Raw genomic sequence first — 12,812 nt, forward strand, 5'->3', positions numbered from 1 at the left:
CTATCGTGGGCTTAAGGCGTTAAGGGAAGTAAAGCATGACTGACGTAGAAGCCCAAAATTTAGCAATTGCCCATCGCTTTGTTACCCAATTTTTGGGAAAAGGCGATGTAAGCATCGCGACGGAACTGCTCGACAAAAACGTGCAGGTAACTACTGGCCTCAAGCCCAGTGGCCCAATTAATGGTATTGAGGAATACACACAGGTTTTTTCTGACTTCTACGCGGCCTTTCCCGATGGAAAACCCTTGGTCATTGAAGATAGTTTTGCCGCCGGCGATCGCGCCGTGGTGCGCTTTAAGTCATTTCAGCAGCACGTGAAAGACTATTTTGGCATTCCCAAAAGCGCTCGCGTCATTACCTTTCACGAAACCCACGTCATGCGCATTATCAACGGCAAGATTGTAGAAAACATTGTCAGCGCTACAAATTTAGAGTTTGAAATGCTGATGGCCCCCGTGTTAGCGCCTCTGATTCTCACCTAACTGTTTAGAGAATGCCAAACATCTTCTATGAAGCCAGCGATCGCCTAAATCAAGGATTGCTCGATTTTGTCGGATAGGATACATGAATATTTGTTAGTTATGCGCCAACATCAACCCAGCAATATTTGAAATGCCCGAACTGCATTCTATTCTGCGCTACAGCTATGGCCCTCCCAGATCTCTATGCCGATACACCCATTGAGCTAGCTCCAGCTCAATCTCTCGCAACCTTTCCGGTCAATACGTTTTTAGAAAACCTGGCGATCGCCTCCAATGGCGACATCTTTGTCACCAGCCACGAAGCCGGAGAAATTTTTAAGCTCGACACCAATCACAACCTCACTCAATATGCCAAGTTTGATGGCAAAGTCACAGGCATTGTTATCACCGGCTCAGACAGCCTCCTGGTCAACGGGTGGACTGCGGAGGGTGTGCCGTTTATTGCAACGCTAACGCAAGGAACGGTTCAGTCGCTGCAAACTGTTCCGGAGGGCGCTTTTCTCAATGGCATCACAGCAATTGCCCCGGACTTATACCTCATGGCCGACTCCTACCGAGGAGCAATCTGGCTCTTTGAACTGGCAACTAAGACCGTTAAGATTTGGCTAGAGCACCCGCTACTGGCCCGTAGCGACAGCAATGATCCTTTTCCGGCCGCCAATGGGCTCAAGCGATTTGGCGATGTTCTATACGTATCTAATACTCAGCAAAAGCTGCTGCTGCGCATTCCCCTAGACCACAATTTGGCACCCCGAGAGCCCGAGATTTTTGTGTCAGGCACCAACATTGACGATTTTGCCTTTGACGCCTACGGCAACCTCTACGGGGCAACCCATGTTCACAACAGCGTGCTGCGCATCGATCCCAGTGGCAAAACGACGATCATTGCCCAGGCTGAGCAGGGAGTCACTGGCTGCACCGCCGTAGCCTTTTACGGCACGGATTTGTATGTCGTCAACAATGGGGGCATGTTTTTGCCACCACCAGAGGGCGTTGAGCCGGCCCAAATCGTGCGGCTTGGGGTGGGCGTTACCGGCGTACATCAATTGGGAGTTACGCCATGATTAGTAACCCTCCTGTGACAGTAGATGTAATGCAAAGCGTCAGACCCGGCAAAGACCGTGAGTTTGAGACTTTGCTAGAGAAAATCATCGGCACCGCCAGCACCTTTGAGGGCTATTTAGGCTCCTCGATCTTTCGGCCCAATGAACAAAACCCGTCAGAATATCGCATTATCTTCAAGTTTGATCGGCTAGAAAATTTGAAGCGCTGGGAAAGCTCGCCCGCTCGCCAAAGGTTTTTGAGCGAAGCCAAACAACTCACCGTCAGTGATGGCACATTTTCAATTATTACGGGGTTAGAAACCTGGTTTACGCTGCCTGCAAAACCGGGCGTGAAACCTCCCGCTCGTTACAAGATGGTCGTGGTTTCTGGAGTGGCCATTTTCGCCATTAACCGACTGCTAGCGCTGCTGCCCACGGCCTGGTTAGCACTATTTCCGCCGCTGGTGCAGTTGCTAATTGCAGTGTTCATCACAACGGCTTTAATGACCTACGTGGTCATGCCCAGACTGACCAAGCTATTGGCTGGTTGGCTCTATCCCCAACTTTAGTTACCCACCCAAACTAGGAGAAAAGTTATGGCAGAGTTGTGCGTCATTGTAGGTATGGGCGAAGGCAACGGCATGGCGATCGCCCGCAGATTTGCCAGCGAAGGATTTGCGATCGCCATGATTGCCCGCAATGAAGACAAGCTGAAAGGCTACCAAGCCACTTTAGAAACCGAGGGCATCACCGCTCACTATTTCTTAGCCGACGCGGGGGATGAGGCTGCGCTGACAGCGGCGTTTGAATCGCTGCAAACGCAGTTAGGTACGCCAGAGGTGCTGATTTACAATGCCGCCGTGCCCCGCATGGAAAGCGTATTGCAGACCAGCTACGACACCTTGGTCAACGACTTTAGGGCCAATGTAGCTGGGGCGATCGCCTGCGTTCAGGCCATTCTTCCCGCTATGCAGACTGAGCAAAAAGGCACGCTGCTGTTTACTGGTGGCGGGTTCGCCCTCTACCCCGACCCCAACTTTGTTTCCCTTTCCCTTGGCAAAGCCGGGATTCGCGTGCTGGCCAATACCCTCCATGCAGCACTGAAGGATTCGCCCATAAAGGTAGGTACCGTGACCATCTGCGGCACAGTCAACGGCGATGACCCTAAATACAACAGCGACCTGATCGCCGAAGAGTACTGGAAGCTCCACATCGCCGAAAATGGAGACTACGAAACCCTCTACTAAGGCGCAGGGAAACGTGAGCCACGATCTAAAAACGATTGTCGTTGTCGGCGCTAGCCGAGGCATTGGTGCGGCAGTCGCCCAGCATTTTGACCATCAGGGGCATCGGGTGTGGTCAGTCTCCAGAAGTCCTGCCGTCGCTGGCCACTGGGTACAGGCCGATATCTCTGGGCCTGAGGGGATAGAGGCGATCGCCGCTGCCCTCGGCGACACCCCTGTTGATGCTCTGCTATTCATGGGCGGCGTGTGGGAGGCAGGGGCGTTCACCGACGCCTACGATTTTTTGGCCAGTTCCGACGCCGAAACCCGCTTTGTGCTCAGCGTCAACACGATTGCCCCGATAGAGATCACGCGATCGCTCGCCGCTAACCTCTCCCAGGCCGCTAACCCCAGAGCCATCTATATCGGTGCCCTTTCCGGCTTAGACAACTGCCCTTCCGTCGAAGTGGCTAACACCGCCTCTAAGTTTGGCCTCCGGGGCGCAGTGCAGGCCCTACGGCTGGCACTGGGTAGCCAAAATATCGGCTTCACCGTCATCAACCCCGGCAACATAGCCACCGAGGAAGTTTTGCTTGACATTGAGGAAGGTCGGTTCGGCCCGCAGACGCCCATTCCCATCACGGTCATCACCGCCACCATCGACTGGCTGCTGAGCCTGCCGCCCAGCGTGGATGTGCCGGACTTGAATCTGTGGCAGCGATCGCAAACGTCTAAACCAACCTAAAGCTGGCCAAAGCCCTTCTTTTTCTTCTGACTTTTCTGCTTTTTGTTGCTGGGGGGGCGAAAGCCGGGCTGAGGCCCGCCGCCCATGCCCGGTAGCCCTGGCATACCGCCGCCCATACCTGGCATGCCGCCACCCATACCGGGCATGCCACCCATACCGGGAAAGCCGCCGCCGCGACCCATCTGCTGCATCATGGTGCGCATTTTGGTGAAGTCGCTGACTAGCTTGCCCACGTCTTTTTCTTGATGACCCGAGCCTTTGGCGATGCGGCGGCGGCGGCTGGGGGAGCTAGAGAGCAGGTTGGGCTGCTTGCGCTCCTGTGTGGTCATGGAGTTGATCATGGCTTCGCAGCGCTTGAGCTGGGCCTCGCCCTGTTCTAGCATGTCGCCCGTGATTTGCTTACCCATGCCGGGAATCAGCTTCATGATGCCGCCCAGCGAGCCCATGCTCTTCATAAAGCGCATCTGCTTGAGAAAGTCGTCGAAGTCAAACTCGGCTTCGAGAATTTTCTGCGTCAGCTTTTCGGCGTCGGCAATATCGACCGATTCCTGAGCTCTTTCCACCAGGGTGAGCACATCGCCCATGCCCAAAATGCGGGAGGCCATGCGATCGGGGTAGAAGGGTTGCAGGGCCTCTACCTTTTCGCCCACACCGATGAACTTGATCGGCTGACCCGAGATCTGGCGCACCGACAGGGCCGCACCACCGCGGGCATCACCATCCATTTTGGTGAGAATAGCCCCAGTAATGCCAATCTGGTCGTGGAAGGTGCGGGTGAGGTTGGCGGCTTCCTGGCCAGTCATGGCATCGACCACCAGCAGCACTTCGTCGGGCTGAATGGCGGTTTTAATGTCGGCCAGCTCGGCCATCATTTTGGGGTCGATCTGCAAACGACCTGCGGTGTCGACAATAACGGTGTCAACGCCGTCGGCTTTAGCTTTCTCGATGCCCTGGCGAGCGATATCTACCGGGTTGGCGTCGGTGCCTAGCTCAAACACGGGCACATCGATCTGCTTACCGAGGGTGACCAGCTGATCGATTGCCGCAGGACGGTAGACGTCGGTGGCTACCAGCAATGTGCTGCGGTTTTCCTTGCGCAGGTGCAGGGCCAGCTTGGCGGTAGCGGTAGTTTTACCCGTACCCTGAAGGCCCGCCATCAGCACCACGGTGGGCTTAGTCGGGGAGTCGGCCAGGGGAGCATTGGTGTCGCCCATCAGCCGTACCAGCTCGTCATTCACCACTTTGATGAACTGCTGGTCGGGGCTCACCCCTTTGACCACCTCAATACCCAGGGCGTTTTCTTTGACCTGGGCAATAAAGTCTTTGATCACCTGAAGGTTGACGTCGGCCTCTAGCAGGGCGCGACGCACCTCGCGCAGGGCGCTGTCGATGTTAGACTCGCTGATTTTGTCCTGGCCACGCAGGCTTTTCCAGGCAGACTCAAGGCGATCAGACAGGGCTTCAAACATGGTTTAACGAAGAGAATAATCCTGAGGCGGAGATTCTATTCTAAAGGGTGAAGGCTCCAACCAGAAATGCAGCTAGCCCAGTTGGGAACGACGCGCTGCGATTGGGTACCATAGACATAAACGAAAAAACTAGCCCCAGATGGGCTTACACAGTTAATAGAACTGGTGTTGCGCTGCAGAGATAGGGTTTACCCCATCTCTAAAAACTCCTAGGATTCCGCAAAGATGTTAGGGCTGCTGCGGAATTTCTTCGGGTTGCTCTGTAAGACTTTAGTAAGGGTACGTCAAGAGCAACTATGGCAAATGAATCGTCTCGCTGCATCGATACTGATCGAATAGCTGCCCCTGAGGGGGGACTACTGATAGATATTTCGTATAGTTTGGGCGATCGCGCTGGCTGTGGACAGGAGGGTGAGACCCCTGATCAGGCGATCGCTCAACCGAACTTGCCCTGGCTAGAGCTAATTCAGAACTATAGCCACTTGGTGATGGCGGTGGTGGATGTGGTGACGGCGACCAGCAGTCCTACCCAAGGTCATTCGGTGCTGTTTGCCAACCAATATTTTTGCCGCCTGACAGGCATTCGTGCTGAGGGGGGGCACCTCGACCTAAGCTTTTTTGACCAGCTCTCAGCGGCGGATCAAAAGGGTCTGCGGGAGCGGTTTCGCCGGCATTTCTTGAATGCGGTGCTGCGCTATGTCTACGGGGCAGATGACTTGGTCTCGCAGCGGCTGCTCCACGAGCCGCTGGTGGTGTCGCTGGCCGACTCTGAAACCGGCGAGATGCGCCAGATTGAGCTGCGGCTGCGCACAGCGACGGAGGGCTTGCAGATAACGGCGATCGCCCCCGAACTCCAGGCTAGCCTGGCTGACTGCTGGCCCGTGGCCCCCAGCCACGAGCAGGTAACCACCCAGCTGCTCGGCCAAGAACCCGCCTTTAGGCAGCTGATTGCGGCCCTCAAGCTAGGCCAATACAGCGCTAGCGGCCAGATTTTGATCGAGGGCATCGACGTCACTGAGCGAGAGACCTCCAAGGCGCTCATTGAACTGTTGGTGGGTCACGAGTCGGTGCTGGGAACCCGCCGCTTTGAGCAGGCTAACGAGCTGATGAAGCAGCTGTTTAGCGCTGACGACAGCTTTTTGCTGAGCGCCGAAAATAGCCAGGCTCAGCTCTTTACCCAGCTCAACCAGCCCGAGTGGCAAACTGCCAACTACGCCATCGCAGACTTGCAGGGGTCAACCTTTTTGCGGGCTACCGAGCACCGCGAGGTGGTCAATGTGCCCGACCTTAGCCTCGACTGCGCTACTGCCTGTGAGGCCGCGATGCTGCATCAGGGAGTGCGATCGCTGATGCTGATTCCCCTAGTGATGCGCACCGCTCGTCTGGGCGACAGCAAGGCCCAGATGGTGGGCCTCATAGGCCTCACCAGCCCCAGACCCTACGCCTTTGACCAGGCCGATTGCAGCCGCGCCACGACGCTGATTCCAGCGCTGACGGCGGCTATGCGCCACAGTGTGCAAGACCGCTTCAACAACATTCACCCTTCGGTGCGGTGGCGGTTTGAGCAAGAGGCCGAGCGCCTGAGTCTGGGGCTGCCCCCCGCTCAGATTGCCTTTGAGAACGTCTACCCGCTCTACGGTATCTCTGACATTCGCGGTTCCTCAGACGAGCGCAACCGAACAATTCAGCAGGATTTGCTAACTCAGTTTCGCCTCGCCCTGGCCGTGGTGGAATCGGCGGGCCGGGCCGTTAACAATGCTCTGGTAGGGCAGTTGGCCCTCGATCTGGCCGACCACATTGCCATGCTAGAGAAAGGAGTGACGGTCGATTCTGAGGTGACGCTGCTGCGCTATCTGCAAGGGGAAGTGGAGGTGCATTTTGCCTACTTTGCCCAACACAGCCCCGAGGCCGAGGCCGCGATCGCCCAGTACAAAGCCGCCATCGACGCCAACCACGGCTGCGTTTATGCCGCCCGCGCCCTGTATGACGACACCATTGGCCACATCAACGGGCTGCTGCGCGAGACCTGGACCCAGTGGCAGCAGTCGATGCAGGCAATCACCCCCCACTACTGCGATCTGGAGGCCACCGATGGCATTGACCACATGATCTATGCTGGGCAGGCCATTGACCCCAACTTTACCGAGTTTCAGCTGAAGTCGCTACGCTACGAGCAGCTGCGGGCGGTGTGCGACTGCGCTCGCAAGGGGTTTTCTCTCAAGGCTGCCTACGACACCGACATGACCATCACCCACCTGGTGCTGGTGCAGGGCTACACGGTGGATATTGTCCACGACGAATCTACCGAGCGCCTGTTTGATGTGCGGGGCACCCGCGACACCCGCTACGAAATTGTCAAAAAGCGCATTGATAAGGCCCGTGACGCAGAAAAGGGCAATCGCATTACCCAACCCGGCATGCTGACGGTGGTCTACTCGACCAGCGAAGAGTGGCAGGAGTATGAGCGCTACCTGCGCTACCTGCACCGCGAGGGCATTGTGGCGGGCGACATCGAGCAGGGCACGGTAGAACCGCTCCAGGGGGTCAGCGGCCTCAAGTTTGCTCGGGTACGGGTGAACCCGGAGTAGGAGCAGTTGCCACGGAAGATAAGCTCCAAAAGGAACCAGGTGCCTGTGGGTCATCCATTCATGCGTTGGACAACTGAACAGGCACCCGGTTCCTAAACGCCAACTGATCTATCGGCTGCGTTGTAGGCCACGATCGCTGTCCGCACGGCGCTGAAGGCCAGGGGGCAGGCCGCGATCGCTGGCAGCCTGGCGTTGCAGACCGGGAGGTAAAGTCTGCTCCTCTGCTGTGGTGCTGACTACAGCAGCCTCAAGTTCAGAAGTCTCAACTTCAAGCGATTCGACGAGAACAGACTCGGTGGTTTCGAGCGTGACCTCAGGGGTTTCTACCGGAGCGGCGGGGGAGTCAACCTGGGGTGCTGCTTCTTGCGCCAGTGCGCTGGGCTGAGGACGCTGCCCTCGGCCTTGGTCGGGCCGGGCGTCTGCGGCAGTGGCGACTAGGGCGGCGGTGGCCAAAATGCTGAGGGTGGCTAGGGCAAGTTGCGATCGCAGGCTCATAATGGTCATCCTTGGGTCAACAACGAGGGAGCAGCACGCCCAATCCCGTGTAAGCCGCTGCCTTGATGTATCCAAAGTAACCATAGGGGGTCGCACCCCTCATCTGTGGATACACCCATCTCCGTCGCAGAGGGGGTAGGCCGAGTCGTAGCGCGCCTGGCGCTTACCAAATAGCTCGTAGCGGCGATCGCGCACTAAGGCGTAGATTGAGTCGCCTACTGCTTTGGCTCCAGGCAGCGCTTGATAGGCTTGGATAAAGGGGTTGCCCAGGGGCAGCAGACGGCCGATTTCTTCAGCGGCATCACTGCCCTGCCAGCGGCGCTCAGGGGCTTGCAGATCAATTACAATCATGCCGGCTTCGCAGTCTTGGGAACTAATGCCGTAGCGAGCCAGGGTGGCCTCGTCTTGCATGGGCACGTACTGAAACTGGGTGCCGCGATCGAGCGACTCCAGCAGCTGCACTAGACTGACGCAGAGGTTGCAGTTACCGTCATAAATCACACAGTACATAGTAGTATTGCTGCTGATGGGTCGCCTTATTATCTTAGCCATCTGCTGATTGAGTTTCAGCCGTGGGGTAGATTAGCCCACGCTGCTTTCTTCCTGAAATCGACGCTACATCTGACTTTCTTTGTGGGGATGGCCCCTGGCTTCAGCCAGGGGTTTGAGGTCTCTGAGGTATCCACTTCGGGGCACCGATGAGAGCGGGCAGCACGCTAACCCATGACCCACGGCCTGGGGTTGCGGTCAACGCCCTAGCCGGTGCATTTACCTCAGCAAAAACTAATGGTTGTGAAAAGACTGATCGATGGACGGTTTCAGTTCATTCGAGTTGTCAGTATTAAGGCCTATACCAAGACCTACCTGATGACCGATCATAGCGATCCGGCAAAGGCAAAGTGCATTGTTAAGCATTTGCAGCTGCCCGCTCACAACACCATCACCCTAAAATTTCTCAACGATTTGCTGGCCAAGCGGGTCAACCTACTCAGGCGCATGGGCGATCACGCGGCGATCGCCAAAAACCTTTCTACAGTGCAGGAGGGGCAAGACTTTTACTGGGTGCGCGACTATGTCGTAGGCCACTCCCTCATGACTGAATTAGCTGAGGGCAAACCCAGGCTGGAGGCTGAGGTACTGCGCTTTTTAGTCGAGAGCCTGGGCATTTTAGACTTGATTCAGCGTCACGGCGTCACCCACCAAAACCTGCACCCCAACAATCTGATTCGCCACCGCGATCGCGGTCACTTGGTGCTGGTAGATTTTGGCCTGATTCAAAATGCGGGTGCCCCAGAGCCGAGCTTAGGAGACAACGATAGCTCCACAGTTCTCACCGCTGAGTCAGCCTACTTGCCCCAGGTCAAGCACCGCCAGTACACCCGCTTTGCCGCCGACCACTTTGCCCTAGGCATGATTGCTGTGCAGATGGCTACGGGCCTGTCTAACGAGGCGATTCCCCGTCTTAACCAGGATGACTTTTTAGCCCAGATCAAGCTCCAACTTGACGAATGCTCAACCCTGGGCAACCCCCTCAAAGACATTTTGACCAAAATGGTGTCGTCTCAGCCCGAGGCGCAGTATCACCAGGCCAAAGATATTTTGCTGGCCCTGGCTGAGCGGGTTGGCCCCGCTGAGCCGGCAGCGTTAGCCGAGCCCACCAGCCCCCTGCCCTCAGAGAACCTTGCCATGGACCCAGAACGGTTATCGTCAATACCGCCCCCGTTTCCCCGGCCCACTCGCCGCGATCGTCGGGCCAAAGTTTGGTTGGGCGCAGGAGCTGCGATCGCCCTGCTATCGGTGGCAGGGGTGTTTTTGCTGCGCATTCCCCAACGTATGACGGTCAATGGCCTACTCCAGCAGGCCGAAGCCGCTAAGCAGGTGGGGCAAAAGAATGACTCGCTCAACTACCTCAATCAGGCTATAGATTTAAAGCCTGACCACGCCAAGGCCCTTGCCCAGCGCTCTGCCCTGCTGTGGGAAAACGGGCAGTCGGAGGAGGCCCTGAGAGACCTGACCAACGCCATTCAAAACGACCCCGACACGGCCACCTGGTACTTTCAACGGGGCAATTTGCGCTTTCGCCTGGGCGATTTGCAGGGAGCGATCGCAGACTACGGCGATGCCCTAGAGCGCGAAACCACCTACGTTGATGCCCACATCAACCGGGGTAATGCCCGAGCCGAGCTGGGGGATGAAACCGGAGCCCTGCAAGACTACACTGCCGCCATCAACCTGGCCAAGGACCCGGAAAGCAAGGCCGATGCCTACTTGAATCGGTGCCTATCGCGTTCAAACTTGGCAGACCACGCCGCCGCTCTCAACGACTGCACCGAGGCCGTCAACCTACGACCCAGCAACAGCCTGGCCTATGAAAACCGAGGGCTAGTCAAGCGGCGGCTCAACGATTTTCAGGGGGCGATTCAAGACTTTACGATCGCAATTCAGATCAATGCGGGCAGCCCGGAGCCTTACTACAATCGTGGTTTGACGCGCCAAGATCTGGGTGACTACGCTGGAGCCATGGTCGACTTTAACCAAACGATTCAACTCAATCCCAGCCATCCCTTTGCCTATTACGACCGGGGGTTGCTCTATGCGGAGCTGGGGGATATTGAGAGCGCGATCGCCGACTTAGAAACCGTGGCTAGCGCCTGTCTCGACGTCAGCCGCCTGGGCTGCTTTGACGACGCCAAATATCAGCTAGAAAAGCTTCGGGCTATTCAGGGAGACGAACCCTAGCTGCCGCGCATCTGTCGCCGCCCGCTGCCCGACCGTTTTTTACCCTGAACATAGCTGCCAGCCACCGTATCCACGTCAGCCTCAGCGGCCTCAACCCCGGGAGATGACGGGGCAACAGCCGTCTGCGGAGACAGAACCACATAGCCCAAGCCACCAACACCACCGACCAAAACAATAGCCCACACTACAGAGAAACGATGCCACATGATGGTATGCCAAATCTGGACAGTTACCTTTTCTCTGGGGCCAAGAAAAATCCAGCTATTTCCGATGTAGCAAAAGTAACAAGTTGGTGAACTATTGGGCGGGTTCTTAAAGTTGAGGACAAATACTGCTCAGCCCGCTTTGGCAGTTGACGGCCCTAGACACGGCTGTTAACCTAGTCGGCCTCGCTGTGCACTGTATACAGTTCATTCGTGTAGTGAAAACTATTGACGATGAAATCTAAGGCTCTGCCCAGCAGGCCACAGCCTCAGCAACATGTCCCACCCATCCCAGCAGTTAGGAGCGACCCATGTACAACCTGAAGGTGGTAATTATCGGAGCCGGCATTGGTGGATTAACCACGGGCATCGCCATGCGGCAGGCAGGGTACCAGGTCGAAATTTACGATCGCGCCCAAGAACTGCGGCCTGCCGGTGCCGGTATTTCGCTCTGGTCGAACGGGGTCAAGGTGCTCAACCGCCTGGGTCTGGGGGAAAAGCTGGCCGCTATTGGCGGTGAGATGAACGCCATGGAGTACCGCAGCCACACCGATGAATCCCTGAGCTACGTCGACCTGCGCCCCCTGTTTGAGCAGGTGGGCCAGCGCCCCTACCCCGTGGCCCGCACCGACCTGCAAACCATGCTGCTCGAAGCCTTTGGCCCTGAGGATGTGCACCTGGGCATGCTGTGTACCGGCGTTGAGCAGGACGAATACAGCGCCACCGCCATTTTTGAGAATGGGGAGCGGGCTAGCGGCGACCTGGTAGTAGGGGCCGACGGCATTCATTCCGCAGTTCGCGCCCATGTGGTAGGGCAGGTCGATCGCCGCTACGCCCGCTACGTCAACTGGAATGGCCTGGTCAAGGCTGACCCTGAACTGTGCGACCCAAACCTGTGGGTGCTCTACGTGGGTGATAGCAAGCGCGCTTCGATGATGCCGGTTGGGGGCGATCGCTTTTACTTTTTCTTTGGGGCACCGATGGTTGAGGGCACCCAGGTTGAGCCCACCTACCGCCAGGATGAATTGGCCAAAATCTTTCAGGGCTGGCCCGAGCCGGTGCAAAAGCTCATTCACGCCCTTGACCCAGAGCAGACCAATCGCCTAGAGATTGGCGATATCGACCCGCTAGAGCACCTTGTGAAAGGTCGCATTGCTCTACTGGGCGACTCAGCCCACGCCACCACCCCTACCCTAGGCCAGGGCGGCTGTCAGGCCATCGAAGACGCCGAGGTGCTAACCCGCTACCTGCACACCACCAATATCGGCGTAGCCGACGCCCTCAATCGTTATGAGGCGGCCCGCAAAGACCGCACCACCGAGTTAGTACTTAAGGCCCGCAAGCGCACTAGCACCATCTACGGCTACGTGCCCGAGGCCACTCAGCAGTGGTACACCGACCTCAAGCAAGAACCGCCCGAAACCGTCATTGACGCCCTGGCCAAGGTAATTTTAGCTGGCCCCATGGGCTGACATAGCCCTTGAATATTGAATTGTCGGCAGTGACCGCTCCGTCCCCGGACCTGGTGGTTCAAATTGATGTTACTAGCGCGTCTCACGGTCGACTAACGACCTATGCTGACTTGGGAGTTTTAGAAGTGTGGGTATACAACGGCACTACACTATCGATTCAGTAGTTCCAAAAACATGATTATGTAATAATCCCTCTTTAGTCACTTTCGTTAAGCAAAAAGGATTGTTCAGGCAACTTTCACCTGAATAGCTAGTGGACTAGCCCGAAACTGATGCATGCAATTCATCAGCCGATACAAGCCATGACGCAATCCAGGAATAGCAAACACCTCAAGCCAAGGTTTGAGACGTTG

At 56.6% G+C, this 12,812-nt stretch carries 12 protein-coding genes and 1 pseudogene; 9 read left to right on the plus strand and 4 right to left on the minus strand.

What is annotated here, in order from left to right:
* Positions 1–35: 35 nt before the first annotated feature.
* The 5 genes from H6F57_RS07790 (at position 36) to H6F57_RS07810 (ending at position 3,493) form a co-directional block, all read left to right on the plus strand.
* Entirely contained in the window at positions 36–482 is a 447-nt protein-coding gene (locus H6F57_RS07790) for an ester cyclase (protein ID WP_190625703.1), read from the plus strand.
* A gap of 164 nt (positions 483–646) precedes the next feature.
* Positions 647–1,546, plus strand: coding sequence for an SMP-30/gluconolactonase/LRE family protein (locus H6F57_RS07795; RefSeq protein WP_190625704.1), 900 nt, complete (start codon positions 647–649; stop codon positions 1,544–1,546).
* Positions 1,543–2,094, plus strand: coding sequence for an antibiotic biosynthesis monooxygenase (locus H6F57_RS07800; protein ID WP_190625705.1), 552 nt, complete (start codon positions 1,543–1,545; stop codon positions 2,092–2,094). The genes H6F57_RS07795 and H6F57_RS07800 overlap by 4 nt, the downstream gene beginning before the upstream one ends.
* Positions 2,095–2,121: 27 nt before the next feature.
* A complete protein-coding gene (locus H6F57_RS07805) occupies positions 2,122–2,772 on the plus strand; it encodes an SDR family NAD(P)-dependent oxidoreductase (protein ID WP_190625706.1) in 651 nt (216 codons plus the stop codon).
* A gap of 13 nt (positions 2,773–2,785) precedes the next feature.
* Positions 2,786–3,493: an SDR family oxidoreductase gene (locus H6F57_RS07810; RefSeq protein WP_313933566.1), complete on the plus strand. Its 708-nt coding sequence runs from the start codon at positions 2,786–2,788 to the stop codon at positions 3,491–3,493.
* Here H6F57_RS07810 and ffh read toward each other — a convergent pair.
* Positions 3,490–4,962 carry a signal recognition particle protein gene (gene ffh / locus H6F57_RS07815; protein WP_190625708.1) on the minus strand — a complete coding sequence of 491 codons (1,473 nt, stop codon included), beginning with the start codon at positions 4,960–4,962 and terminating at the stop codon, positions 3,490–3,492. The two genes, H6F57_RS07810 and ffh, sit on opposite strands and share 4 nt — an antisense overlap.
* Positions 4,963–5,258: 296 nt before the next feature.
* Here ffh and H6F57_RS07820 point away from each other — a divergent pair, with 296 nt between their 5' ends.
* Complete coding sequence (locus H6F57_RS07820) at positions 5,259–7,550, plus strand: GAF domain-containing protein (protein ID WP_199289588.1); 2,292 nt, start codon at positions 5,259–5,261, stop codon at positions 7,548–7,550.
* A gap of 108 nt (positions 7,551–7,658) precedes the next feature.
* Here H6F57_RS07820 and H6F57_RS07825 read toward each other — a convergent pair whose 3' ends face one another.
* Together H6F57_RS07825 and H6F57_RS07830 are read right to left on the minus strand one after the other, a co-directional pair.
* Positions 7,659–8,054: a hypothetical protein gene (locus tag H6F57_RS07825; protein WP_190625709.1), complete on the minus strand. Its 396-nt coding sequence runs from the start codon at positions 8,052–8,054 to the stop codon at positions 7,659–7,661.
* 90 nt (positions 8,055–8,144) lie between these two features.
* Positions 8,145–8,555 (minus strand): DCC1-like thiol-disulfide oxidoreductase family protein, encoded by a 411-nt coding sequence (locus H6F57_RS07830; protein WP_190625710.1) that lies wholly within the window; start codon positions 8,553–8,555, stop codon positions 8,145–8,147.
* 276 nt (positions 8,556–8,831) lie between these two features.
* Here H6F57_RS07830 and H6F57_RS07835 point away from each other — a divergent pair, with 276 nt between their 5' ends.
* A complete protein-coding gene (locus H6F57_RS07835) occupies positions 8,832–10,784 on the plus strand; it encodes a tetratricopeptide repeat protein (protein WP_190625711.1) in 1,953 nt (650 codons plus the stop codon).
* Here the strand turns inward: H6F57_RS07835 and H6F57_RS07840 are convergent.
* Positions 10,781–10,990, minus strand: a complete 210-nt coding sequence (locus H6F57_RS07840) for a hypothetical protein (protein WP_190625712.1) — start codon at positions 10,988–10,990, stop codon at positions 10,781–10,783. The genes H6F57_RS07835 and H6F57_RS07840 overlap by 4 nt on opposite strands.
* Positions 10,991–11,298: 308 nt before the next feature.
* Here H6F57_RS07840 and hpxO point away from each other — a divergent pair, with 308 nt between their 5' ends.
* Complete coding sequence (gene hpxO, locus H6F57_RS07845) at positions 11,299–12,459, plus strand: FAD-dependent urate hydroxylase HpxO (RefSeq protein ID WP_190625713.1); 1,161 nt, start codon at positions 11,299–11,301, stop codon at positions 12,457–12,459.
* Positions 12,460–12,497: 38 nt separating this feature from the next.
* A pseudogene (locus tag H6F57_RS28290) lies at positions 12,498–12,620 on the plus strand (Uma2 family endonuclease); the annotation flags it as partial.
* Positions 12,621–12,812 lie beyond the last annotated feature (192 nt).

Origin of the sequence: Leptolyngbya sp. FACHB-60 (assembly GCF_014695775.1) — a bacterium.
Taxonomy (GTDB): domain Bacteria; phylum Cyanobacteriota; class Cyanobacteriia; order Phormidesmidales; family Phormidesmidaceae; genus Nodosilinea.

Bases quoted from the DNA above. Each gene is read 5' to 3' on its own strand.
- H6F57_RS07840 (WP_190625712.1), bottom strand. From the start codon at position 10,990: ATGTGGCATCGTTTCTCTGTAGTGTGGGCTATTGTTTTGGTCGGTGGT.
- hpxO (WP_190625713.1), top strand. From the start codon at position 11,299: ATGTACAACCTGAAGGTGGTAATTATCGGAGCCGGCATTGGTGGATTA.
- H6F57_RS07835 (WP_190625711.1), top strand. From the start codon at position 8,832: ATGGTTGTGAAAAGACTGATCGATGGACGGTTTCAGTTCATTCGAGTT.
- H6F57_RS07795 (WP_190625704.1), top strand. From the start codon at position 647: ATGGCCCTCCCAGATCTCTATGCCGATACACCCATTGAGCTAGCTCCA.
- ffh (WP_190625708.1), bottom strand. From the start codon at position 4,962: ATGTTTGAAGCCCTGTCTGATCGCCTTGAGTCTGCCTGGAAAAGCCTG.
- H6F57_RS07820 (WP_199289588.1), top strand. From the start codon at position 5,259: ATGGCAAATGAATCGTCTCGCTGCATCGATACTGATCGAATAGCTGCC.
- H6F57_RS07825 (WP_190625709.1), bottom strand. From the start codon at position 8,054: ATGACCATTATGAGCCTGCGATCGCAACTTGCCCTAGCCACCCTCAGC.
- H6F57_RS07830 (WP_190625710.1), bottom strand. From the start codon at position 8,555: ATGTACTGTGTGATTTATGACGGTAACTGCAACCTCTGCGTCAGTCTA.
- H6F57_RS07790 (WP_190625703.1), top strand. From the start codon at position 36: ATGACTGACGTAGAAGCCCAAAATTTAGCAATTGCCCATCGCTTTGTT.
- H6F57_RS07800 (WP_190625705.1), top strand. From the start codon at position 1,543: ATGATTAGTAACCCTCCTGTGACAGTAGATGTAATGCAAAGCGTCAGA.
- H6F57_RS07805 (WP_190625706.1), top strand. From the start codon at position 2,122: ATGGCAGAGTTGTGCGTCATTGTAGGTATGGGCGAAGGCAACGGCATG.